21 protein-coding genes, 1 tRNA gene and 1 pseudogene are annotated in these 23,186 nt (G+C 71.3%); 5 read left to right on the top strand and 18 right to left on the bottom strand.

What is annotated here, in order from left to right; all coding sequences use genetic code 11:
* Positions 1 to 310: 310 nt before the first annotated feature.
* On the top strand, positions 311 to 1,654 hold the full coding sequence (locus ACR2FV_RS06270) for an ABC transporter substrate-binding protein (protein ID WP_434014835.1): 1,344 nt from the start codon (positions 311 to 313) through the stop codon (positions 1,652 to 1,654).
* Positions 1,655 to 1,714: 60 nt separating this feature from the next.
* Here ACR2FV_RS06270 and ACR2FV_RS06265 read toward each other — a convergent pair whose 3' ends face one another.
* The 5 genes from ACR2FV_RS06265 to polA all read right to left on the bottom strand — a co-directional run bounded on the left by ACR2FV_RS06265 (position 1,715) and on the right by polA (position 8,527).
* A complete protein-coding gene (locus ACR2FV_RS06265) occupies positions 1,715 to 2,506 on the bottom strand; it encodes an ABC transporter ATP-binding protein (RefSeq protein WP_434014834.1) in 792 nt (263 codons plus the stop codon).
* Positions 2,493 to 3,419, bottom strand: coding sequence for an ABC transporter ATP-binding protein (locus ACR2FV_RS06260; RefSeq protein WP_434014833.1), 927 nt, complete (start codon positions 3,417 to 3,419; stop codon positions 2,493 to 2,495). Before ACR2FV_RS06260 ends, ACR2FV_RS06265 begins: the two co-directional genes overlap by 14 nt.
* Complete coding sequence (locus tag ACR2FV_RS06255) at positions 3,409 to 4,398, bottom strand: branched-chain amino acid ABC transporter permease (RefSeq protein ID WP_434014832.1); 990 nt, start codon at positions 4,396 to 4,398, stop codon at positions 3,409 to 3,411. Before ACR2FV_RS06255 ends, ACR2FV_RS06260 begins: the two co-directional genes overlap by 11 nt.
* Positions 4,399 to 4,413: 15 nt before the next feature.
* Positions 4,414 to 5,748, bottom strand: coding sequence for a branched-chain amino acid ABC transporter permease (locus tag ACR2FV_RS06250; protein ID WP_434014831.1), 1,335 nt, complete (start codon positions 5,746 to 5,748; stop codon positions 4,414 to 4,416).
* A gap of 97 nt (positions 5,749 to 5,845) precedes the next feature.
* The gene (gene polA, locus ACR2FV_RS06245) at positions 5,846 to 8,527 is read right to left on the bottom strand and encodes a DNA polymerase I (RefSeq protein ID WP_434014830.1); all 2,682 of its coding nucleotides are present in this window, start codon (positions 8,525 to 8,527) and stop codon (positions 5,846 to 5,848) included.
* 19 nt (positions 8,528 to 8,546) lie between these two features.
* Between polA and ACR2FV_RS06240 the strand changes: the two genes are divergently transcribed.
* The gene (locus tag ACR2FV_RS06240; protein WP_434014829.1) at positions 8,547 to 8,984 is read left to right on the top strand and encodes a hotdog fold thioesterase; all 438 of its coding nucleotides are present in this window, start codon (positions 8,547 to 8,549) and stop codon (positions 8,982 to 8,984) included.
* Positions 8,985 to 9,047: 63 nt separating this feature from the next.
* Positions 9,048 to 9,848, top strand: a complete 801-nt coding sequence (locus tag ACR2FV_RS06235; RefSeq protein WP_434014828.1) for a DUF554 domain-containing protein — start codon at positions 9,048 to 9,050, stop codon at positions 9,846 to 9,848.
* A 278-nt stretch (positions 9,849 to 10,126) separates the two neighbouring features.
* Here the strand turns inward: ACR2FV_RS06235 and ACR2FV_RS06230 are convergent, their stop codons facing one another.
* From ACR2FV_RS06230 to ACR2FV_RS06170, 13 genes are all read right to left on the bottom strand, one after another.
* On the bottom strand, positions 10,127 to 10,804 hold the full coding sequence (locus ACR2FV_RS06230) for an ANTAR domain-containing response regulator (RefSeq protein ID WP_434014827.1): 678 nt from the start codon (positions 10,802 to 10,804) through the stop codon (positions 10,127 to 10,129).
* A gap of 44 nt (positions 10,805 to 10,848) precedes the next feature.
* A tRNA-Leu gene (locus ACR2FV_RS06225) sits at positions 10,849 to 10,931 on the bottom strand.
* Positions 10,932 to 10,962: 31 nt separating this feature from the next.
* Positions 10,963 to 12,420 carry a pyruvate kinase gene (pyk, locus tag ACR2FV_RS06220; RefSeq protein ID WP_434014826.1) on the bottom strand — a complete coding sequence of 486 codons (1,458 nt, stop codon included), beginning with the start codon at positions 12,418 to 12,420 and terminating at the stop codon, positions 10,963 to 10,965.
* Positions 12,421 to 12,445: 25 nt separating this feature from the next.
* Positions 12,446 to 13,411 (bottom strand): prolipoprotein diacylglyceryl transferase, encoded by a 966-nt coding sequence (gene lgt / locus ACR2FV_RS06215; RefSeq protein ID WP_434014825.1) that lies wholly within the window; start codon positions 13,409 to 13,411, stop codon positions 12,446 to 12,448.
* Positions 13,408 to 14,133 (bottom strand): DsbA family protein, encoded by a 726-nt coding sequence (locus ACR2FV_RS06210; RefSeq protein WP_434014824.1) that lies wholly within the window; start codon positions 14,131 to 14,133, stop codon positions 13,408 to 13,410. Before ACR2FV_RS06210 ends, lgt begins: the two co-directional genes overlap by 4 nt.
* The gene (locus tag ACR2FV_RS06205; RefSeq protein ID WP_434014823.1) at positions 14,133 to 14,606 is read right to left on the bottom strand and encodes a MauE/DoxX family redox-associated membrane protein; all 474 of its coding nucleotides are present in this window, start codon (positions 14,604 to 14,606) and stop codon (positions 14,133 to 14,135) included. Before ACR2FV_RS06205 ends, ACR2FV_RS06210 begins: the two co-directional genes overlap by 1 nt.
* Before the next feature lie 4 nt (positions 14,607 to 14,610).
* Entirely contained in the window at positions 14,611 to 15,396 is a 786-nt protein-coding gene (gene trpA / locus ACR2FV_RS06200; protein ID WP_434014822.1) for a tryptophan synthase subunit alpha, read from the bottom strand.
* Positions 15,389 to 16,636 carry a tryptophan synthase subunit beta gene (trpB, locus tag ACR2FV_RS06195; protein WP_434014821.1) on the bottom strand — a complete coding sequence of 416 codons (1,248 nt, stop codon included), beginning with the start codon at positions 16,634 to 16,636 and terminating at the stop codon, positions 15,389 to 15,391. The genes trpA and trpB overlap by 8 nt, the downstream gene beginning before the upstream one ends.
* Positions 16,633 to 17,457 (bottom strand): indole-3-glycerol phosphate synthase TrpC, encoded by an 825-nt coding sequence (gene trpC / locus ACR2FV_RS06190; RefSeq protein ID WP_434014820.1) that lies wholly within the window; start codon positions 17,455 to 17,457, stop codon positions 16,633 to 16,635. Before trpC ends, trpB begins: the two co-directional genes overlap by 4 nt.
* A 64-nt stretch (positions 17,458 to 17,521) precedes the next feature.
* Complete coding sequence (locus ACR2FV_RS06185; protein WP_434014819.1) at positions 17,522 to 17,734, bottom strand: HGxxPAAW family protein; 213 nt, start codon at positions 17,732 to 17,734, stop codon at positions 17,522 to 17,524.
* Positions 17,735 to 17,772: 38 nt separating this feature from the next.
* A complete protein-coding gene (locus ACR2FV_RS06180; protein ID WP_434014818.1) occupies positions 17,773 to 18,444 on the bottom strand; it encodes a Trp biosynthesis-associated membrane protein in 672 nt (223 codons plus the stop codon).
* A complete protein-coding gene (locus ACR2FV_RS06175; protein ID WP_434014836.1) occupies positions 18,441 to 20,261 on the bottom strand; it encodes an ABC transporter ATP-binding protein in 1,821 nt (606 codons plus the stop codon). The genes ACR2FV_RS06180 and ACR2FV_RS06175 overlap by 4 nt, the downstream gene beginning before the upstream one ends.
* Positions 20,255 to 22,153 (bottom strand): ABC transporter ATP-binding protein, encoded by a 1,899-nt coding sequence (locus ACR2FV_RS06170; RefSeq protein ID WP_434014817.1) that lies wholly within the window; start codon positions 22,151 to 22,153, stop codon positions 20,255 to 20,257. The genes ACR2FV_RS06175 and ACR2FV_RS06170 overlap by 7 nt, the downstream gene beginning before the upstream one ends.
* Positions 22,154 to 22,256: 103 nt before the next feature.
* Here ACR2FV_RS06170 and ACR2FV_RS06165 point away from each other — a divergent pair, with 103 nt between their 5' ends.
* Together ACR2FV_RS06165 and ACR2FV_RS06160 are read left to right on the top strand one after the other, a co-directional pair.
* The gene (locus ACR2FV_RS06165; RefSeq protein WP_434014816.1) at positions 22,257 to 22,901 is read left to right on the top strand and encodes a TIGR03085 family metal-binding protein; all 645 of its coding nucleotides are present in this window, start codon (positions 22,257 to 22,259) and stop codon (positions 22,899 to 22,901) included.
* A 7-nt stretch (positions 22,902 to 22,908) separates the two neighbouring features.
* Positions 22,909 to 23,186, top strand: a pseudogene (locus ACR2FV_RS06160) (hypothetical protein); the annotation flags it as partial.

Below are 23,186 nucleotides of genomic sequence, written 5' to 3'. Positions count from 1 at the left end.
GACATGACATCATTGAACCCGTCAATCAACCGGTTGACCCAGACGAAATGACGCAAGCCTTCACGCGCTCAAAGCGTGTGAGGCACCAGCACAACCTACGCGCTCACTCTTATGTGAGGCACCTCGTCTGCCGATCGACCGGATCGTGCCTGCCGACGTCGGGGCGCTCGGATCGCCGGGCGCACGCTCTGGTCGCGCCGTCACGTCCAGGTCACAGTTCGGTGAAGATCCACTGTCCGTCCGGCCCGCGGCACTATTCTGGGGGCCCGTGCGGGGCCATCGGGTCCCGACCTCAATGGAGAGGGACGACATGCGCAGGACCACACATCTCAAGGCGGTGGCGGCGCTGTCCGCCGTCGCGCTGATCGCCGCCTGTGGCGGCACCGAGGACGAGCCGGCCGGCGATGGCGAACAGAGCGCCGCGGAACCGGCGGAGGACTCGGCGGACGACGGCGCCACCAGCCAGGCCCCCGCGGCCGGGGGCGGGGGCGGCGGCAACGCCAGCGGCACGTTCTCCCTCGGCTACGTACTGCCGGAGACCGGTCAGCTCGCCTTCCTCGGTCCCCCACAGATCGAGGCCCTCGGGTTGGCGATCCAGGATCTCAACGAGGCCGGCGGCGTGCTGGGCACCGAGGTGCCGGAGCCGTATGCCGGTGACGAGGCCGGTCAGGACACCGTGGCCCAGGCTTCGGTCGACCGCATCCTGACCAACGACGTGAGCGGGATCGTGGGGGCGGCCGCCTCCGGCATGTCGTTGGCGATCATCGACAAGGTCACCGGCGCCGGGGTGATGCAGTGCTCGGGCTCCAACACCGCGCCCACGTTCACCGACTACGACGACAGCGGCCTCTACGTGCGCACCGCCCCGAGCGACGCGCTGCAGGGTCCGGTGCTGGCCAACACGATCGTCAACGACGGATGGTCCAACGTGGCGATCATCGCCCGGGCGGACGACTACGGACGCGGGCTGGCCGACGCGACGGCGCAGAGTCTGGAGAACGCCGGCGCCACGGTGGCGCTCAACGAGACCTACGACCCCAACGCGACGGAGTTCAACGCCGCCGTCGAGTCGGTCGTCTCCGCGCAGCCCGACGCGGTGGTGGTCATCGCCTTCGAGGAGGGTGGACAGATCATCCAGGGTCTCCTCGAAGCCGGGCTCACCCCCGACCAGGTTGGCCTGTACGGCGCCGACGGTCTGCGCTCGGAGGACCTGGGCAGCATCGTCAACGAGTCCGATCCTTCGGTGATCGCCGGGATGAAGGGCACGGCGCCGGCCTCTGCGGACAACCAGGAGTTCCTGGACCGGCTGACGGAGTTCGCGCCGGACCTGGAGGAGACCCAGTTCGCGCCCCAGGTCTACGACTGTGTGGTGACCATGGCTCTGGCGGCCGAGGCGGCACAGTCGGCCAACGCCCAGGACTTCAAGGCAGAGGTGGTCAACGTCACGAAGGACGGCGAGAAGTGCTCGACCTTCGCCGACTGCCGCGACCTGCTTGCCGACGGTGCGGACATCGACTACGACGGGGCCAGCGGTCCGCTGGACTTCACCGACGTGGGCGAGCCGGGCCGCGCCACCATCGAGGTCTACGAGTTCGATGCCGAGGGTGCACTGCAGACCGTGGAGACCGTGGAGTCGAACCCGTCGTCCGAGTGACCCTACTTCGCCGCGATCCGGCCGGGCCTTCGCGGCACCGGCCGGGTCGCGGCTGATCCCTCAGCCGTCGGTGCGAGCCAGGGTCCCGAGGTAGAGCTCGATGACCTTGGGGTCCCGGGCCAGCTCGGCACCGGTGCCGGTGTAGGCGTTGCGGCCCTGGTCCAGCACGTAGGCCCGGTCGGAGATGTCCAAGCACTGCCGTGCGTTCTGCTCGACCATCAGGATGGAGACCCCGGCCCGGTTGATCCGGGTCACGGCCTCGAAGACCGTGTCCTGCATCATCGGCGACAGCCCGGCCGAGGGCTCGTCGAGGAAGATCACCGATGGATCGGTCATCAGGGCTCGGCCCATGGCGACGACCTGTCGCTCTCCGCCGGACAACGAGGAGGCACGTTGCGCCCCCCGCTGCGCCAGCAGCGGGAAGATCTCCGAGACCGCGGCCTGCCGGTCGGAGAAGTCCTTGGGGCGCAGGTAGAGGCCCATCTCCAGGTTCTCCCGCACCGTGAGCGAGGGGAAGATGTTGTTGTTCTGAGGGACGTAGCCCAGGCCGGCCGCGACCAGCCGATGCGCGGGCCGGGAGGTGATGTCCTCTCCTCGCAGGAGGACCCGCCCGCGACGCACGGGGACCAGTCCGAACATCGCCTTGATCAGCGTCGACTTGCCGGCACCGTTGGGGCCGATGATGCCCACGCGCTCTCCCTGCCCGACGTGCACGGTGCAGCCGGTGAGGATGTCGACGTCCGGCAGGTAGCCGGCGACCAGGTCCACGCAGCGCAGCACCTGGGACTCCTCGCCCACGGACTCCTCGCCCTCGGGACCGCTGCGCTGCGGGGCCGGGTCAGTCCCGCTCATCGCGAGCCTCCTTCGACAGCGAGCGGCGTGAGCCCAGGTAGGCGTCGATCACCGCGTCGTTGGTGCGGATGTCGTCCGGACGGCCCTCCGCGATCACCCGGCCCTCGGCGAAGCAGACGATCCAGTCGCTGATGGACATGATGACGTCCATGTCGTGCTCCACCAGCACGATCGTCATGCCGTCGTCCCGCAACGACTGCACGTGACCCAGCAGCGACTGGGTGAGCGCGGGGTTGACCCCCGCCATCGGCTCGTCCAGCATGATCAGCTCGGGTCGCACCATCAGGGCACGCGCCATCTCCAGCAGCTTGCGCTGTCCGCCCGACATGGTGCCCGCGAACTCATCGCTCATGTGGGACAGCTGGAATCGCTCGAGGAGCCCTTCGGCGCGCGCGCGGACCCGGCCTTCCTCCCGGCTCCACCAGAAGCGCAGCGGTGCGGCATACATCCGCTCGCCACGTTGCCCGGTGGCGCCCAGCATGACGTTCTCCAGCGTGGTCAGTCGCATCAGCGCCTTGGTCAGCTGGAAGGTCCGGACCATCCCCCGCCGGGCGATGCGGTGGGCCGCCTGCCCGGTGATGTCGGTGCCGTCGAAGGACCACCTCCCGGAGTCCGCGCGGTCGAAGCCGGTGACCAGGTTGAAGAAGGTGGACTTGCCGGCGCCGTTGGGACCGATCAGGGCGGTGATCGTGCCGCGCTGCACCTCCAGGTGCTCGACCTGGACCGCGTGCACCCCACCGAAGTGCCTGCTGATGTCATCGGCCACCAGGATCGGGTCGGGCTTGGGCGCTCCGGGCTCGGCGGCGACACCGGCCAGGGCCTCGGCGGCCCGGCGCGCTCCGGAGGAGTGGGTGGCCGCGTCTGCCGCAGCGGCGTGCGTCGTCGTGGCTTCGTGGCTCCCGTCAGCGGACATCGAGACGCAGCTCCTTCTGGTTGCCGATCAGGCCGGCCGGCCGGAACATCATCAACAGCATGAGGCCGAGTCCTACCGCGGCGAAGCGCACGGCGCCCACGTCACTGGTGGCCAACAGGCCTCCGGGGACGACACCGGCACCGATGGCCTGCCGCAGCAGAGAGTCCAGGAAGGTCAGCAGGAACCAGAAGACCACCGAACCCAGCAGCGGCCCGAGAACCCGGCTCGCGCCACCCAGGATCATGATCGTCCACAGGTAGAAGGTGATGATGGGCATGAAGCTGTCCGGGTTGAGGGACTGGCTGCTGATCCCGATGAGCGCCCCGGCCAGTGCGCCCAGCACTCCCCCGAGGATCAAGGCCTGCATCTTGTAGGCGAACACGTTCTTGCCCAGGCTCCGGGCGGCCTGCTCGTCCTCGCGCACCGAGCGCAGCACCCGTCCCCACGGACTGTGCACCAGCAGGCCCACCAACCCGGCGGCCAGGACCGCAGCGGTCCAGCCCACCAGCATCAGCCACAGACTGCGTGCACTGAAGTCGAGCGGACCAGCGTCGAGTCCGCCGGAGAACGGGTTGAGCGCGTAGAACTCATCGGCGAACTGCTTGAGCCCGAAGACGCCGCCGGTCAGCGGCTCGGCCCACCCCGAGCGGTAGAGGTAGCGCAGCACCTCGGCCGCGGCGATCGTCGCGATCGCGAGATAGTCGCCGCGCAGCCGCAGCGTCGGCAACCCCAGGATCAGCGCGAGAACCACCGCGCACACCACCCCCAAGAGCACCCCCACCCCGAGCGGCAAGCCCCACGACAGCACCGAGATGGCGGTGCCGTAGGCGCCGACCAGCATGAAGCCGACCTGGCCGAAGTTGAGCAGCCCCGTGTAGCCGAAGTGCAGGTTGAGCCCGACGGCGGCCAGCGCGTAGATCGCCGCCTCGGGGCCCAGCGCCCCGCGCAAGGCGTTGGTCAGGATCGCTGCGAAGTCCATGCGGTGCCTGCCCCCTCAGCCGACCCGCTCGCGGCGCCCGAGGATGCCCTCTGGCCGGACCAGCAGGACCACGATCATGACGAGCAGGGCCCACATGTACTGCAGCGAGGCGGGGAACCACAGGGTGGACAGCTGCGAGACGAGGCCGATGACCAGCGAGCCCAGCATCGCGCCATAGGCACTGGCCAGACCGCCGAGGATGACCCCGGCGAACATCAGCAGCAGCAGCGCGAAGCCCATGTCCGAGTAGACCGCCTGGGTCAGCCCGAAGAACACCCCGCCGAGCCCCGCCAGGCCCCCGCCCACCAGCCACACCACCAGGATGACCCGCTCCGTGTCGATGCCGGAGGCCTGAGCCAGATCGGCGTTGTCGCTGACGGCGCGCATGGCCTTGCCGATCCGGGTGCGCTGCAGCATCCACGCGACCGCGAGCATGATGGCGAAGGCAAGGACGGTGATGATCAGGTCGCGCGGGGTGATCCGGATCAGGCCGAGGTCCCAGGACCGTTGCAGCGCATACTCGTCGTACTGCCGCCGGCGCGAGCCGAAGACAATCAGCAGGACATGCCGCAGCAGCAGCGAGAGCCCGATCGCCACGATGAACATCTGGATCAAGCCGGTCCCCCGGCGACGCATCGGACGCCACATCGCCACCTCGAAGCCGCCGGCGACGAGGGCCGTGACCACCATGGCCAAGACCGCGGCCAGCACGAGGGGGAGCCCGCCCGGGCTGGTCGAGAAGAAGAAGGCGGAGGCGGCGCCGATCGCGACGAACTCACCGTGCGCGAAGTTGATCAGGCGCGTGGTCCCGAAGACCAGGGACAGTCCCACTGCGGTGATCGCGATGATGGCGCCGAACTTGACGCCCTCCACCAGCAGCTGGGCGACTCGTGACGCGGAGATCGAGGACCCGCCGTCGTCGTCCCCGTCCTGCGCCGGCTCGCCGCTGCCCAGCTGGAAGATGGCACCCTGCCCGGCGCCCGGCCGCACGGTGACGTCCTCGATCACCTCGCCCCCCGCCACGCGGGGCGCGACACCCTTGGGGAGCTGGTCCACGGTCAACGTCGCGGTGTAGGTGCCCGGCCCGGGCAGCGGCACCTCCCACTGGCCGCCGGCATCGGTCGTCGCGGTGCCGACCTCGGCACCGTCCTGCGTGATCACGACGTCCACGCCCTCGATGGGTTGGCGGTCGGGTCCGCGCAGCGTCCCGCGCAGGGACTCATCGGCGGTCTCCGAGGCGGGGTGCTGGCCACCGGCCGCCGGTGCCGAGGACGCGGCGACCGCACCGGGCGCGGAGGTGAGCAGGGCGCAGCACAGCAGGGCGAGCACCGCCAACACGCGCCGGGTCACGGGAGACTCCTTCGGGACGACTGACCGGAGTTAACCACAGGCGGGTCGACGGGGACCAGAGCAGCGCCGGCCTCCGCTCACCGAGCGGGACGGCGGCTCAGTGCGCTGCGTCGTGCCAGGTCAGCCCGGCCCCGATGCTGACGTCCAGCGGTACCGTGAGGTCACCGGCTGTGCCCATCTGCTCGCGCAGCATCGACTCCACGTCGGCCTGCTCGCCGGGGGCGATCTCCAACACCAGCTCGTCGTGCACCTGCAGCAACATCCGGGAGGCCGCATCCTGCTCGCGCAGCACCCGGTCGACCCGCAGCATCGCGACCTTGATCAGGTCGGCCGCCGAGCCCTGGATCGGGGCGTTGAGCGCCATCCGCTCCGCCATCTCCCGCAGCGGTCTGTTGTCTGACGTCAGGTCGGGCAGGTAGCGCCGCCGGCCCATCAGGGTCTCGGTGAAGCCGGTGCCCCGGGCCTGCGCCACGACGTCGGCGAGGTAGTCGCGCACACCCCCGAAGCGCTCGAAGTACTCATCCATCAGGGCCCGGGCCTCCTCGGTGGAGACGGCCAGCTGCTTGGACAGGCCGAAGGCGGACAGCCCGTAGGCCAAGCCGTAGCTCATCGCCTTGACCTTGGCGCGCATCTCACCGGTGACCTCGTCGGGCTCGACGGAGAAGACCCGGGAGCCCACGAACCGGTGCAGGTCCTCCCCGCTGCGGAAGGCCGTGATCAGCCCCTCGTCACCGGACAGGTGCGCCATGATGCGCATCTCGATCTGGCTGTAGTCCGCGGACAGCAGCACGTAATAACCCTCGCCGACGACGAAGACCCGGCGGATCCGCCGGCCCTCCTGCGTGCGGATCGGGATGTTCTGCAGGTTGGGGTCGGTGGAGCTCAGTCGTCCGGTCGCGGCGATGGTCTGCTGGTATGTGGTGTGGATCCGCCCGTCGTCGGCGACAGACTTCAGCAACCCCTCGGCCGTGATCCGCAGCCGTGCGGCGTCCCGGTGTCGCAGCAACGCTTCGAGGAACGGGTGCTCGGTCTGGGCGTAGAGCGTGGCCAGGGCCTCGGCGTCGGTGGTCCACCCGGTCTTAGTGCGTCGGGTCTTGGGCAGGTCGAGCCGCTCGAACAGCACGGTCTGCAGCTGCTTGGGCGAGCCGAGGTTGACGGTCTCGTCGCCGATCGCCGCCCAGGCGTCCTGCTGCGCGGTGCTCACCGCGGCGGCGAAGGCATCCTCCAACTGCTGCAGGGCATCGACGTCAGCAGCGATGCCGATCTGCTCCATCTGCGCCAACACCTGGACCAGCGGCAGCTCGAGGTCGCGCAGCAGCTGCTCGCCCTCGCCGTCGGCCAGCTCGTCGTCCAGCACGACGGACAGGTCGTGCACCGCACGGGCGTGCACCACGGCAGACCGCGCCGCGCCGTCCTCGGGCTCGCCGAGGTCCAGGGACAGCTGCCCACCGTCGTCGCTCTCGCCGTCGAGCCGCAGCTCGCGGTGCAGGTAGCGCAGCACCAGGTCGGCCAGGTCGTAGGAGCGCTGGTCGGGCCGGACCAGGTAGGCGGCCAGCTCGGTGTCCTGCACCACCCCACGCAGCGGCAGCCCGCGGGCGCCGAGCGCGTGCTGCAGGTCCTTGCCGTCGTGCACCGCCTTGGGGCACCCGGTCTCACCCAGCCACGAGCCCAGCGCCTGGTCGTCGTCCGGGCTCAGCGTGCTCAGATCCAGGTATGCCGCGGCGTCGCCACTGGCCAGGGCAAGCCCGGTGGCCTCACCGGCTCCCTGGGCCCAGTGCCCCACCATCGACAGCCCCACCCGCACACCGGCGGCGGCGTGCTCCGCGAGCCACGAGGGGACCGCCCCGGGCTCCAGCACGACGCCGTCCACCTCGATGCCCTCCTGGGCCTCGGCCTCGTCGTCCACGGCGTCGAGGGTGGCGAACAGCCGGTCGCGCAGGACCCGGAACTCCAGACCGTCGAAGACCCGGTGCACCTCCTCGCGGTCCCAGGTGTGCCGCTCCAGGTCGGGGACGGCCAGGGGCAGCTCCAGGTCGCCGAGCAGCTGGTTGAGATGGCGGTTGCGCAGCACGTCGGACAGGTGGTCGCGCAGCGACTGCCCGGCCTTGCCCGGCAGCTGGTCGGCGTGCTCCACGATCCCGGCCAGGTCACCGTGCTGCCCCAGCCACTTGGCGGCCGTCTTGGGACCAACACCGGGCACTCCGGGCAGGTTGTCCGAGGTCTCCCCCACCATGGCTGCCAGGTCGCTGTAGCGCTCGGGCGGCACGCCGTACTTGTCCTGCACCGCCTCCGGGGTCATCCGGGCCAAATCGGAGACCCCCTTGCGCGGATAGAGCAGGGTCGTGGCCTTGTCGACCAGCTGGATGGCGTCGCGGTCGCCGGAGCAGATGAGCACCTCCATTTCCTCCTCCCGGGCCCGGGCGGTCAGTGAGGCGATGATGTCGTCGGCTTCGTAGCCGTCGAGCTCCAGGTGCGCGATGCGCAGGGCGTCCAGCACCTCCCGGATCAGCGGGATCTGCCCGCTGAACTCGGTCGGGGTGCTGGCCCGGCCCGCTTTGTACTCGGCATACTCCTGGGTGCGGAACGTGGTGCGCGACTTGTCGAACGCCACCACCAGGTGCGTGGGTGCCTCGTCACGCAGCACGTTGATCAGCATCGAGGTGAAGCCGTAGACCGCGTTGGTGTGCTGCCCGGTGGTCGTGGAGAAGTTGTCGACCGGCAGCGCGAAGAACGCCCGGTAGGCCAGCGAGTGTCCGTCCAGCAGCAGCAATCGACTCACGCATGGCACCCTATGCCGGATGACCCACAACACCCCACCCGCCTCGTCCGCGCCCGAGAGTTCCGGCGGCCCCGACGGGGCGGCCGGCCTGGTCGAGCGGATGCAGATCGAGATCACGACCGCCACGGCCGAGCGCACCGAGGGACACATGCCGGTCCGCGGCAACACCCAGCCCTACGGCCTGCTGCACGGCGGCGCCAGCGTGGTGCTGGCCGAGACGCTGGGCTCGATGGCCGCCGCCCTGCATGCGGGTCCGGACCGGGTCGCCGTCGGCGTCGACGTCAACGCGACCCATCACCGGGCCGCCCGCAGTGGCCGGGTTCACGGCGTCGCGACCCCGATCAGCCGCGGCCGCTCGGTGGCCTGCTACGAGATCGCCATTGCCGACGACGAGGGCCGGCGGGTGTGCACCGCGCGGCTGACCTGTGCGCTGCGCGATCGGGCTCCCGGGGGCTGAGACCGGGGCGGCGTCGGACAGCCCCTGCAGCCGGCGCCGCTGCCACCGCATACGCTCACCCGCGTGGAGGCCGCCTTTCCCGGGCTGGGGACGCTCATCAACGTCGCCGCCGTCGTCGTGGGCGCCCTGAGCGGCATGGCGCTGGGCCACCGGCTCGGCGACCACGTCCGCTCGGTCGTGACCGACGCGCTCGGCCTGGTGACGCTGCTGGTCGCCGCCCTGTCCGCGGTCCAGGTGACGGCGCCGGAGCTGCAGGAGGCCGTGGGCACCGGCGTGCCCGTCCTGATCGTGCTCGGCAGCCTGGTCATCGGTGGGATCACCGGCTCGCTGCTGCACATCGAGGACCGCCTGACCGCGCTCGCCGGCCGGGTGCAGGCGTATGCCGCGCGGTCCGCCCCGGCGACGACGGGCACCGAAGCCGCCGACCACGGTGCTTCCGACGACCCGTCAGCGCTCTCCCCCCGGGAGCGCTTCGTGCAGGGGTGGCTGACCACCTCGCTGCTGTTCTGCGTCGGGCCGCTCACCATCCTTGGCTCGCTCAGCGACGGCCTGGGCCGCGGCATCGACCAGCTGGTCCTGAAATCCACGCTGGACCTGTTCGCGGCCACCGCCTTCGCCGCCTCGTTCGGCATCGGCGTGCTGTTCTCCGCGGTCTCGGTCGCAGTGGTCCAGGGCTGCCTGACGCTGCTGGGGGTGCTGCTGGGGGCGGTGGTCCCCGAGGCTCAGGTGGCCGCCCTCACTGCCGTGGGCGGGCTGCTCCTGATCGGCATCGCGCTCCGGCTGCTGCGGCTGCGCGACCTCCCGGTTGCCGACCTGCTCCCCGCTCTGCTCGTGGCCCCTGTCCTCGTCGCGCTGCTCAGCTGACCGGGTGGGGTAGCGGGAGCTCGGCTCGCCGCGACGTCAGCGGTCGAACTTTATCCATGCGCGGGAGCCATCGCCGCGCGGGATCGGGTCGCATTTCTCGGTGCACGGGATGCGCGCCGATACGTCCGGCGCGCTCTACTGCCGGTCAACTGACCAGCGGGAGGGCGTGGCGTCCGCCATCAAGCACATCCAGGGGGTGCGGTGAGGGTGCTTACCCGGACGGCGAGGGCGGAGGACGGCCCCCGGGGACGGGTGCGGGGCCCCGCGCGGGAAGAGCCCTACTTCTTGGCCGGCATACCCGAGATCACGGCGTCCGCGACCTCGCGCATGGACAACCGCCGGTCCATTGCGGCCTTCTGGATCCAACGGAACGCCTCGGCCTCTCCAAGGCCCAGCTGCTTCATCAGCAGGCCCTTGGCCCGGTCCAGCCGCTTGCGGGTCTCGAACCGCTCCCCCAGGTCGGCGACCTCGGCCTCCAGGGCCGTGCGCTCCTGCCAGCGGGCCCGGGCGATGGCCAGGGCTGGCATGACGTCATGAGTCGCGAACGGCTTGACGACGTAGGACATCACTCCGGCGTCCCGGGCCCGCTCGACGAGCTCCCGGTCGCTGAAGGCGGTCAGCATCACCACCGGCGCGATGCCTTCGGCACCGAGCACCTCAGCGGCGGTGATGCCGTCCATCCCCGGCATCTTGACGTCCATGACGACCACGTCGGGCCGGGTCTCGCGGGCCAGGGCCACCGCCTGCTCCCCGTCGGAGGCCTGGCCCACGACCACATGACCCTCCTCGGCCAACATCTCGGCGAGGTCCATCCGGATCAGCGCCTCGTCCTCGGCCACGACCACCCGCAGGCCCGTCTGCTGGCTCGCACCCTGCTCGGGGACCGTGACCGAACCGGTCTGCGGAGCCGCACCGGCCTCCGGTGCCGCAGCAGTGGGGATCGCGTCGTCGCTCATGTCTTGCACCTATTCATCTGCCGAACTGTGCTGGTGTCATCGGGTGCCGGGAGCGGGACTCGAACCCGCACGCCCTTTCGAGCAGAGCATTTTGAGTGCTCCGTGTCTGCCATTCCACCACCCCGGCGGGCGTCGCGGCCGCTGCGAGCATAGCCAACCTACATCCCGTCGCGCAGCCGGGCATAGGCCGGGACCCGCCCGTAGACGGCGTCGCCGACCCGGTGCAGCCGCAGCGCGTTGGTGGAGCCCGGCACCCCGGGCGGGGAGCCGGCGACGATGACGATGAGGTCACCTTGCACGCACCGCTTCTCGCGCAGCAGGGCCTCGTCGACCTGCATCACCATGTCGTCGGTGTGCTCGACGTAGGCCGTCAAGAAGGTCTCGACCCCCCAGACGAGGGCCAGCTCGGAACGCGTCGCCCCCTCGGGGGTGAAGGCCAGCATCGGGACGGGCGAGCGCAGTCGCGCCATCCTGCGGGCCGAGTCACCGGTCTTGGTGAAGGTCACCATGAACGCCACCTCGAGCAGGTCGGCGATCTCCGCGGCGGCCCGGGTGACCGCGCCGCCGGTGGTCCGGGGCTTGGTGCCCAACGGCCGGATCCGCTCCAGGGCGTGCTCCTCGGTGCTGGCGATGATGGTCGACATCGTCTCGACGGCCTTGACCGGCCAGTCACCGACGCTGGTCTCGCCGGAGAGCATGATCGCGTCGGCGCCGTCGAGCACGGCGTTGGCGCAGTCGCTGGCTTCTGCGCGGGTCGGTCGGGGGTTCGAGATCATCGACTCCAGGACCTGGGTGGCCACGATGACCGGCTTGGCGTTGCGCCGAGCGAGCTCGATGGCCTCCTTCTGCACCAGCGGAACCTGCTCCAGCGGCAGCTCGACCCCGAGGTCACCCCGGGCCACCATGATGCCGTCGAACGCGTCGATGATCTCCTTGAGGTTCGCCACCGCCTGCGGCTTCTCGATCTTGGCGATCACCGGGCGGCGCACTCCCTCCTCGTCCATGATCGCGTAGACGTCCTCGATGTCCGCGGCGGACCTGACGAAGGACAGCGCGACCATATCGACCTGGGTGCGCAGGGCCCAGCGCAGGTCATCGGCGTCCTTGTCGCTGAGCGCCGGCACACTCACCGCGGTGCCGGGCAGGTTGATCCCCTTGTTGTTGGACACCTCCCCGCCGATCAGCACCTCGGTGCGCACGTCGGTCTCGGTGACCTCTGTCGCCCGCAGGTGCACCTTGCCGTCGTCGATGAGCAGGTCGTCGCCGGCCTCGACGTCACCGGGCAGCCCGGAGTATGTCGTGCCGACCTCGTGAGCGTCGCCGGGCACGTCGCGCGTCGTGATGGTGAACGCCGACCCGGTGGACAGGGTCACCGGACCGTCGGCAAACGTGCCGGTGCGGATCTTGGGACCCTGCAGGTCGGCCAGCACGGCCACCGCGCGTCCCACGTCGTCGCCGGCCCGGCGGACCAGCCGGTAGCTCTCGTCGTGGTCGGCGTGCGAGCCGTGTGACAGGTTGAGCCGCGCGACGTCCATACCCGCCGCCACCAGGGCCTTGATCTGGTCATAGGTGTCGACGGCGGGGCCCAGGGTGCAGACGATCTTGGCGCGGCGCATGACCCCTACCCTATGCCTGACCAGGTCAGCGAGTGAACGCTTTCACGGACCCCTCGCCCGTGTCATCCGGGCGCTCCGACGCGCCCCGCCCCTCGTCCCGGTCGCTCTGTTCGTGCTCCCGGTCGCGCTGAGGCAGCGGTCTGGCACCGCGCACCGGGCGGTCCCCACGGCGCCCGCGCACGACATACAGCAGCACGCCACCGGCGAAGACCAGGAGCGAGACCCAGACGTTGACCCGCTGCCCGAAGACGATCTCGGCCGGGTCGGTGCGCATGACCTCGATCACCACGCGGCCCATGGTGTAGCCCATCAGATAGAGGCCGAAGACCTGGCCGCTGGCGAACCGCACCCGCCGGTCCAGCACCAGGATGGCGATGGCGACGAGCATCACCCACAGCGACTCGTAGAGGAAGGTGGGCTGGAACGTGCCGAGGACCACCGCCTCACCGGAGGAGTCACGCACGGCTGCGCCGGTGCCGGCATCCCACTCGTGGATGGTCAGCGCCCACGGCGCGTCCGACTCACCGCCGTAGAGCTCGTTGTTGAACCAGTTGCCCCACCGGCCCAGCGCCTGGGCCACCAGCAGTCCCGGCGCGAGGGCGTCGGCCAGGTCGGCGAAGGAGTGCCCGTGCCGGCGGCAGCCGATCCAGGCGCCGAGCGCGCCGAGCGCCACCGCGCCCCAGATGCCCAGGCCGCCCTCCCAGACCTTGAGGGCGTCGACCAGGTGGCCGTTCTCCCCGAAGTAGGGGCGCGGGCTGGAGACGACGTGGTAGAGCCGCCCGCCGACGATGCCGAACGCGATCGCCCACGGCGCGATGTCGTAGATCTCCTCCCCCGTCCCGCCGCGTGCCTGGAGCCGCCGCCCGGTGATCCAGATGGCGGCGACGATGCCGAGCAGGATGCACAGGGCGTAGGCGCGGATCGGCACCGGCCCGAGAAACCACACGGCCTGCTCGGGACTGGGGAGCGCCGCCGGGAGCAGTGGGCTCATTGATTCGCCTCCACGATCTCGGTCAGCGACGAGGGGTCGGCCTGCAGCCGGGTCAGCTCGTCGTTGTCCAGTCGCTCGCCGTTGATCTCGACCGTCGGGGTGCCGCTGACCCCGGCCTGGTTGGCGGCCTCCTGCATGTCGGTGACGTAGGCAGCGTAGGTCTGCTCGCTGACACATGTGGTGAAGGCATCCAGCTCCTCGCCCGCCAGGCCGGCCTGCTCGGCGAACCCGGTCAAGGCCGCGTCGGGGTAGCCGATCCCCTCCTCGGGCTGGGCAGCGAACGCGGCGGCGTGCCAGTCGGCGAACACCCCGGCGTCGTTGGCGCAGAGCGCGGCGTTCGCGGCCCGCGAGGACGACTGATCATCGCTCACGGGGTCCAGGAACGACATGAAGGTGTAGGTCAGCTCGATGTCACCGGTGTCGGCCGCCGCGAACAGCCCCTCGCCGGCCGAGCGCTCCAGCAGCCCGCAGAAGGGGCACTGGAAGTCCTCGTAGACATGCACCTGGACCGCGTCGTCAGGGGCGTCCGGGTTGACGACCAGCCCCCCGCCGGAGGGGAGGGTGTCGGCCGAGCCGGTGGCCTCGAGGCCGTCGCCGCGCACGGCGAGGTAGACCAGCACGGCGATCACCGCGACGACGAAGGCGACCACGGCGCCGATCAGCCCGATCGGTGGTCCCGAGGGCTTCGTCGTCGTCGCCCGGGGAGCGGGTGATCTGGGCATCAGGGGGCACGTCCTCGTCGCAGCAGGGAGTCCAGCGACGCCAGGGTATGCGGTCGGGCTGCTAGCCATCCCCCGGCCGCCGCCAGCCCGAGGTCGCGCAAGATCTCGGGCAGGTATGCCGTCTGGTCCGGCTGGACGAAGCCGCCCGTGCCGAAGCAGCCGCAGTCGATGGAGCGTCCGCGCGCCCACGCCGAGGCGATCCCGGCCACGAACACCAGCATCAGCCCGGCTCCCAGCGCCGCGCTGACCCGGGTGAACAGACCCAGCGCCAACAGCAGCCCCAACGCGAGCTCCAGCACCGGCAGGGTCGACCCGATGAGCTGCGACACCGCATACGGGAACAGGTCGTAGGCCACGACCGACTGGACCGAGCCGGTCAGGTCGGTGATCTTGAGCCAGCCCGCGACGAGCAGCACACCCCCCAGCAGGAGCCGGGCGAGCAGACCGACCAGGTCCAGCAGCCGGGGCCTCACGGCCTCACGCCGCGCGGACTCCGCGGGCCAGCTCTTGGGTGAGGGTCGTCAGCCCGGACCCGCTGCGGTCGTCGCGCAGGGCCGCCACGAGGGCGGAGCCCACGATGACACCGTCGGCGAAGCCGGCGACCTGTGCCGCCTGCTCGGCGGTGGAGACCCCCAGCCCGACGCAGATGGGCAGGTCGCTCACCTGCCGGGTCCGCTCCACCAGCACCTTGGCGCCGTCGCCCACCGAGGCACGGGCGCCGGTGACCCCCATCGTCGAGGCGGCGTAGATGAACCCGCGGCACGCTGCGGCCGTCGAGGCCAACCGGGCATCCGTGGACGACGGGGCGACCAGGAAGATCGGGTCCACGCCCTGCTCGAGCGAGGCGCCGGTCCAGGCCGAGGCCTCCTCGGGGATCAGGTCCGGCGTGATCATCCCCGACCCACCGGCCGAGGCCAGGTCTGCGGCGAACCGGGCCGGCCCGTAGCGCAGCACCGGGTTCCAGTAGCTCATCACCCCCGGCACGGCACCGGCCTCCCGCGCTGCCTCGACGCACCCGAACAGGTCAGCGAAGCGGAAGCCGCTGCGCAGGGCGACGTCGGCGGCGTCCTGGATGACCGGCCCGTCCATCAGCGGGTCGGTGTAGGGGACCCCGACCTCCACGATGTCGGCGCCGGCCCCGGCCAGGGCGGCCACGGCGGCCTGGGCACTGTCCCGGTCGGGGTAGCCGGCCGGCAGGTAGCCGACCAGCGCAGCCCGACCCTCCGCACGGCACCGCTCGAAGACGCCGGCGAGCTCACTCATCCTCGTCCTGCTCCTCCAACAGGCCGAACCAGCGTGCCGCGGTGTCGACGTCCTTGTCGCCCCGACCGGAGAGGTTGACCAGGATGTTGGTGTCGGGCCCGGTCTCCTGACCGAGGCGCAGCGCTCCGGCCAGGGCGTGCGCGCTCTCAATGGCCGGGATGATGCCCTCGGTGCGGCACAGCAGCGCGAACGCCTCCATCGCCTCGGCGTCGGTGACCGGGTAGTACTCGGCCCGCCCGATGGCGTTGAGGTAGGCGTGCTCCGGGCCGACCGAGGGGTAGTCCAGGCCTGCTGAGACCGAGTGCGACTCCAGGGTCTGCCCGTCCTCGTCCTGCAGCACGAACGTCGAGGCGCCGTGCAGCACGCCTGGGGAGCCGGCCGCGAACCGGGCGGCGTGCCGTCCGGTGGCCACCCCGTCGCCGCCGGCCTCCAAGCCTACCAGCCGGACGCCGGGCTCGTCGACGAACCGGTGGAAGATGCCCATGGCGTTGGAGCCGCCGCCGACACAGGCACAGACGACGTCGGGCAACCGCCCGGTGGCCTCCCGCAGCTGGTCGTGCGCCTCGTTGCCGATCACGGCGTGGAAATCGCGCACCATGGTCGGGAACGGGTGTGGCCCGGTGACCGTGCCCAGCAGGTAGTGGGTGTGCTCGACGTTGGCCACCCAGTCGCGCATCGCCTCGTTGATCGCGTCCTTGAGCGTCGCGCTGCCGTGCTCGACGGGGATGACCTCGGCTCCGAGCAACCGCATCCGGGCGACGTTGAGGGCTTGGCGCTGCGTGTCGACCTTGCCCATGTAGACCCGGCAGTCCAGTCCGAGCAGGGCGGCGACGGTGGCGGTCGCCACCCCGTGCTGGCCGGCACCGGTCTCGGCGATCACGCGGCTCTTGCCCATCCGCACGGTGAGCAGACCTTGACCCAGCACGTTGTTGATCTTGTGCGAGCCCGTGTGGTTGAGGTCCTCCCGCTTGAGGAAGACCCGGGCACCACCCGCGTGCTCGGCGAAGCGTGACACCTCGGTCAGCGGGTTGGGCCGGCCGGTGTAGGTCCGCTGCAACTCGGACAGCTCGGCCTGGAAGGCCGGGTCGTCCGTGGCGTCGAGGCGGGCGCGGTCGAGCTCGTCCAGGGCGGCCACCAGGGCCTCCGGGACGAAGCGGCCGCCGAAGTCCCCGAACCTGCCGGGCACCGGCGCCAGCACCTCCCGGCTGACGGCCTCGATCTGCTCGGTGATGCTGGTCATGGCCGACTCACCCCGTGCAGCGCCGGGTGCACCCCGGCTGTCACCATCTCGCGGACGGCCTCGCGCGGCGAGTCGCCGGTCACCAGCGCCTCGCCGACCAGCACGGCATGCGCGCCTGCCCGGGCGTAGTCCAGCACATCCAGTGGCCCGCGCACGCCGGACTCGGCCACGGTGACCACCGAGTCCGGCAGCACCGGCGCCACCCGGGCGAAGGTCGCCCGGTCGACCTGCAGGGTCCGCAGGTCGCGCGCATTGACTCCGATGATCCGGGCTCCCGCGCGCACGGCGCGCTCGGCCTCGGTCTCGTCGTGCACCTCGACGAGGGCGTGCATCCCCAGCGACTCGATCCGCTCCAGCAGGCCGGTGAGCACCTCCTGCTCCAGCGCGGCCACGATCAGCAGGACCAGGTCCGCTCCGTGGGCCCGCGCCTCCCACACCTGATAGCTGTCGACGATGAAGTCCTTGCGCAGCACCGGGAGGTCGACCCGGGTGCGCACCGCCGACAGGTCCTGCAGGCTGCCGCCGAAGCGGCGCTGCTCGGTGAGCACACTGATCACGCTGGCCCCACCGACGGCGTAGTCCGCCGCGAGCGAGGCAGGGTCGGCGATCGCGGCCAACGCCCCCTTGGAGGGACTGGAGCGCTTGACCTCGGCGATCAGGTGCACCCCTGCGCCGTGCGCCAGCGCGGCGTGGCCGTCGCGCACCGACGGTGCTTGCTCGGCTCGCTCCTTGACTGCGGAGAGGGGCAGCACGGCTCTGCGCTCCTGCAGGTCCGCCCGAGCCCCTTCGACGATCTGCTCCAACACGGTTGATGTGGACACGACATCCAGGGTAGACCGCTCGGCGGGGTGCCCCGGACCAGGCACCTCCCGCCGGCAGGGCCGCTCAGTGCTCCGAGGCGCCCTGGCTCTGGCCGTAGCCCGCGGAGCTGAGGCCCACCCACGCCCCGATCCCGATGACGACCAGCGCGATCCCGACCCAGTTGGCCCAGGCCAGGCCGAAGTAGATGCCGATCGAGAGCAGGGTGCTCGCCAGGATCAGGATGAGGACGCCGCTCCAGGCGGCGATGCTGTGACCGTGTCCGTGCTCGTCTTCCATGAGCGCTCCTCGGGTCGTCGGGTATGCCGAGGATTGTGTCAGGAATCCTCCGGGCCAGCACCGCGCGGGTTTCGGGACGGGGGTGCCTCGTCGTCCGTGGGGTCGGCACCGGCGCTGAGCGCCTCCCAGGCCCGGGTGGCTCGTCGACGCTCCTGCTCCTGCGGCGTCGCCTGGGGCTCGTCGCGCGGACCTCGCGCCGGACCGGGCGTGCGGGTGCCGGAGGCCGACGCCGACGTCGCGCGCAGGTCCGACAACCCGCCGGTCACCACCCCGCACACCACGAGCAGACCGGCCAGCGCCACGATCGCCGGCCACACCGTCGGATCGACGCCGGTGAGGGCTGCGGATCCGGTCTGCGTGCCTGAGGTCAACGACGAACCCGCCGGGCCGGGCAGGGCCGCTGTTCGGGCCGCAGCAGCCGGGTCGAGCAGCACGGCCGACCCGATCCAGACCTGCCATCCTCCCGCGACCAGAGCCAGCGCCAGACCCACCCGGCGCGGGACGCCGCGGGTCAGCACACTCACCAGCCCGGCGGCCGCGCCGAGCAGTCCCGCCGCCGTGGCGGTGCCGGCCACCGAGGACCCGGCGAGCAGCGCCTCGGTGCTGCCGAGCACGGGGTCCTGCAGCTGCACGGCCAGCCAGGTGCGCCCCGCGCCGAGCACGGCAGTCAGCGACCCGGCCAACACCAGCAGCGCGGCCAGGCCCCTCATCGGTCCGCTTGGTGCTGGGAGGCCCACGAGGCGTGCATCCGGGAGTAGACCCCGCCCGCTCGGACCAGCTCGGTGTGCGGACCGGTCTCGACGATGCGGCCCTTGTCCACCACGATCACCGTGTCGGCGGCCTCGGCGGTGGAGAGCCGGTGCGCGATGGCCACCGAGGTGCGGCCACGGGTCAGACCCTCGAGCGCCCGCTGGATGCGCACCTCGGTCGCAGGGTCCACTGCGCTGGTGGCCTCGTCGAGCACGAGCAGGTCGGGGTTGGCCAGGTAGGCACGAGCGATGGCCACCAGCTGGCGCTCACCGGCCGACAGTGACTCACCGCGCTGGCCGACCTGCGACTGCATACCATGCGGCAGCCCGTCGACCCACGGGTCGAGGCCGAGCTCGGTGAGCGCGAGAGCGATGGCCTCGTCGTCGGCGCCGGGCCGGCCGAAGCGGATGTTGTCGGCCAGGCTCTGGTCGAACAGGAAGCCCTCCTGCGGCACCATCACGACCCGGCGGCGCAGCGAGTCGAACCGGATCCCCCGCAGGTCGTCCCCGTCGATCCGCACGGAGCCCTCCGTGGGGTCCATCAGGCGGGTCAGCAGCTTGGCCATCGTGGTCTTGCCGGACCCCGTCTCGCCGACGATGGCCACCCGGGAGCGGGGCTCGATCCGCACGTCGACGTCGCGCAGCACCGGCTCGCCACCGGGGTAGGCGTAGCCGACGTCGGTGAACTGGACGGTCAACGGGCCCCGGGCCTGCACGACGCCCTCCTCGCCGGGGTCGGCGACGTCGGCGGGTGTGTCGATGACGCCGATGACCCGCCGCCATCCCGCCACGGCGTTCTGCATCTCGTTGAGGATCTCGGTGGCCATCAGCACCGGCTGGGTGAACAGGTTGACCAGGAAGAGGAAGGCCAGCAGCTCCCCCAGGCTCACCTGCCGGTCCACCGCAAGGACGGTGCCCACGACGAGCACGATGGCGGTGGTGAGCCCCGCGAAGGCCTGGCCGGAGGCGAACGCCAGGACCGAGCGGGTCTGTGCGTGCACCGCCGCTCGACGGTGCCTCTCGATGGCCGCGTCGATCCGCGCCTCGGTGCGCTCCTCCACTCCGTGCGAGCGGATGGCCACCGCGCCCACGATGGACTCCGAGATCGCGGCGAGCATGTCGCCCACGCGCTGCCGCACCTCGCCGTAGGCGCGTCCGAGCATCGGCTGGAACCGGCGGATCAGCAGGACCAGCGGGAGGAAGCACGCGTAGACGACACCGGCCAGGATCGGGCTGTAGACGAGCATCAGCGCCGTGGCCAGCAGGATCTGGGCCGTGGAGATCAGCAGCATCAGCCCGCCGAACTGCACGAACATCGAGATCGTGTCGACGTCACTCGTGACCCGGGAGACCAGCGACCCGCGGCGCTCAGTGCTCTGGGTCAGCACCGACAGGTCGTGAATGTGCCGGAATGCCGTGGTGCGCAGGGTCGCCAGACCCGACTCTGCCGCGGTGAACAGCCGGACGTTGACGAGGTACTGCGCGACGCTGGTGACCAGCACGACCAGCGCCGCGAGGCCGATGGCCACGGTGACGAAGCCCACGTCAGGGCCGCCGGCGGCCAGGATGCCGCGGTCGGTGGTCTGCTGCACCACGAAGGGGATCAGCACCCGGCCCACCGTGGCCGCCAGGGCCAGGGCGACGGTCAGCAGCAGGCCGACCCGCAGCTCAGGGGACAGCTGCAGACCGCGGCGCAGCGTCGCCAGGGTGCCCAGGTGCGAGGTCTCGTCGATGCGGCTGCCCGTGTGGGAGTGGTCCTGGGCGGTGGAGCTCACGATTCCTCCCCCGCGGCCAGTGCGCTGCGCTCCTCCGCCTCGCGGCGGTAGGCGCTGACCAGGTCGAGGTAGCCGCGGCATCGACCCACCATCTCTGGGTGGCTGCCCTCGTCGACAACCCTGCCGTGCTCGAGGTAGACGACGTGGTCGGCCAGGGTGATCGTGGCCATCCGGTAGGCAACCACCAGCACGGTCATGCCTTCCCCGAGCTCGCGCAGCCCGGCCAGGATGTCCTGCTCCACCCCGGGGTCGACAGCGCTGGTCGCGTCGTCCAGGACGAGCAGCCGGGGTCGTCGCACGATCGCCCGGGCCAGCGCGATGCGCTGACGCTGCCCCCCGGACAGCGACCCGCCGCCCTCCCCGACCCGGGTGTGCATGCCCTCGGGCAGCTGGGCGACGAAGTCCTGGGCGCGGGCGATCCGCAGAGCCTCGGTGATCTCATCGTCGCTGTGGTCGCCGCCGAGGGAGACGTTGCCTCGCACGGTGTCGTCGAACATGAACGTCTGCTGGGCGACCAACGCGGCGCTCGCAGGGAGGGCGCCGTGCCGCACCTCGCGCAGGTCGGTCCCGTCCATCCGCACCTGGCCGGAGTCCGGGTCGACCAGGCGCAGCGTGACACTGGTCAGGCTGGACTTGCCCGAGCCGGTGGGTCCGACCACGGCGGTGGTCGAGCCGGCCGGCACCTCCAGGGTGACCCCGCGGATGGCCGGCACCCTCTCGACCTCCTGCGCCGTAGGCCCCAGCCCCGGGTCGTGCTGCTCCCCCAGCACCTGTCGGTCCTTGTGCACCACGTAGTCGAAGTGCACGTCCTGCAGTGTCGGTCGGGCGGGGCCGCTGGAGTCGAGGGTCGCCGGGCCGTAGTCCATCGAGCCGCCGGCGCGCAGCACGGCGTCGACCCGGCGGTGGCCCACGACGGAGCGGGGGATCTCGGCCAGCACCCACCCGAGCGCGCGCACCGGGAAGGCCAGGATCGAGAACAGGAAGGCGATCTGCACCACGTCGGCCGCCACGAGGTCACCGGAGGCCACCCGCGCGGTGCCGACGCCCAGCACGGCCAGGGTGCCCAGGGTGGGGATGGCGTCGATGGTGGGCTCGAACACGCCCCGAGTCCGGCCGACGTCGATGAGCGAGTCCCGCAGCTCATGGGTGACCACCCGGAAGCGGTCGCTCTCCTGGGCCTCCCGCCCCATCGCCTTGACGACCAGACCGGCCTCGAACGACTCATGGGCGACCTCGCTGATCTCCGCCCGCAGCTGCTGGGCGCGGGTCACCTTCGGCGACATCACCCGTTGGAAGACCAGGTTGGTCGCGAACAGCAGGGGGAAGACGAGCAGTCCGATCAGGGCCAGGAACCCGTCGACCGCGGCCATCTGGACCCCCGCGATCACCAGCATCACGATCACCCCGATCGCCATCGGCAACGGGTTGAACACCTGCCAGGTGGCCTCGATGTCGGAGTGGGCGTTGGACAGCAGCTGGCCGGAGGGATGCGCGTGGTGCCAGGTCAGCGGCAGCCGGAGGTACTGCCGGGTGACCCGGCGCCGGTGGTCGGCCTGCAGGTTGAACCCCGCGATCGTAGCCGTCACCCGCCGCAGGATGACGCCGATCACGTTGACGACCAGGATCAGCGAGAGCAGCCCGAAGATCGCCCACAGCGCCGCGGACTCCACTTCGCGGGCCTGCACCGCCGGGGTGATGTAGGTCTCGGTGAGATAGCCGATTGCCCAGGCGGTTGCCACCGTGGCCCCCGCCCACAGCACCGCCCCGAGCACGGCGATGCTGACCCATCCCCGTTGCTGCCGCATCCCCGACCAGATGACGGCCAGGCCCTGCCGCAACACCGCGCGGGTAGCCGGCGGGGGCTGGACGGGTCGGGACGCGGAAGCAGCCGTCATACCGGAACCGCGGACATGGTGAACAGGACACCTCTCGGTCGATGATGGGGGAGCACCCAGATTTTCGCACGCGGCTCAGACATGCCTGACCGGGTGGTGTTGGATGGCAGACATGAACCTGGCTCGTCGGCACCGGCACGTCCTGTGCGATACCGCTCAGGCCCTCGGCCCCGACGCCCCCACCTTGTGCGAGCCCTGGACCGTTCGGGACCTGCTGGCGCACCTGGTCATCCGCGAACGTCGGCCGGACACCTGGCCGGGCATCCTCGGCGGGGTTCTGCAGACCCGGACCGACGCCGTGCAACAGCAGGTCGCGGCCGGCGACCTCGACACCTTGCTCAGCTGCGTGCGCCAGGGGCCGCGGTGGTCACCGACCGCGCTGGGCCGGGTCGACGACATGGTCAACACGACCGAGTTCGTGGTGCACCACGAGGACCTGCGCCGCGCACAGCCGTCCTGGGAGACTGTTCCTCCGGACCAGGAGAGCGCCCAGGCGCTGTGGGCCAACCTGTGCAGGATGGGCCGGCTGCTCTACCGCTCCAGCCCCGTCGGCGTGGTCGCGGTCGCACCCGGGCACGGCAGGAGGGCGCTGCGGCGACCGCCGCCCGGCCGGGGCACCGTCGTCCTCACGGGCAACCCGCTCGAGCTCACGCTGCACGCGTTCGGCCGCGACCAGGTCGCCGACGTGCGCCTGGACGGCGATGTCGCGGACGTCGCGGCGCTGGCCGGCGCCGAGCGCTCGGTGTGAGCGGGCAGTGACCGGCGGGGGTGCCGGCCATGCTGACACGACGCAGGCTGCCGGCGACCTCGCGGAGCGACTGCTGCGCTCGCGGGGCGGCTCCCCCGGTCCGCGGTTGCTCGGCATCGACGGCCGTAGCGGCACCGGCAAGACCACCCTCGCCAGTGCTGTCGTGGTCGACCTGACGCGACGCGGAGTCACCGCGCCGTGCGTCCACATGGACGAGCTGTATGCCGGCTGGCAGGGTCTGGGGGGGGGGGCTGCAGCACCGCACCGGCAAAGGCTGGCCCCCCC

Origin of the sequence: Ornithinimicrobium sp. (genome assembly GCF_051004135.1) — a bacterium.
Taxonomy (GTDB): domain Bacteria; phylum Actinomycetota; class Actinomycetes; order Actinomycetales; family Dermatophilaceae; genus Ornithinicoccus.
Note: the sequence above shows the minus strand (reverse complement) of the source record. Positions and strands in the feature narration are given on the sequence as shown.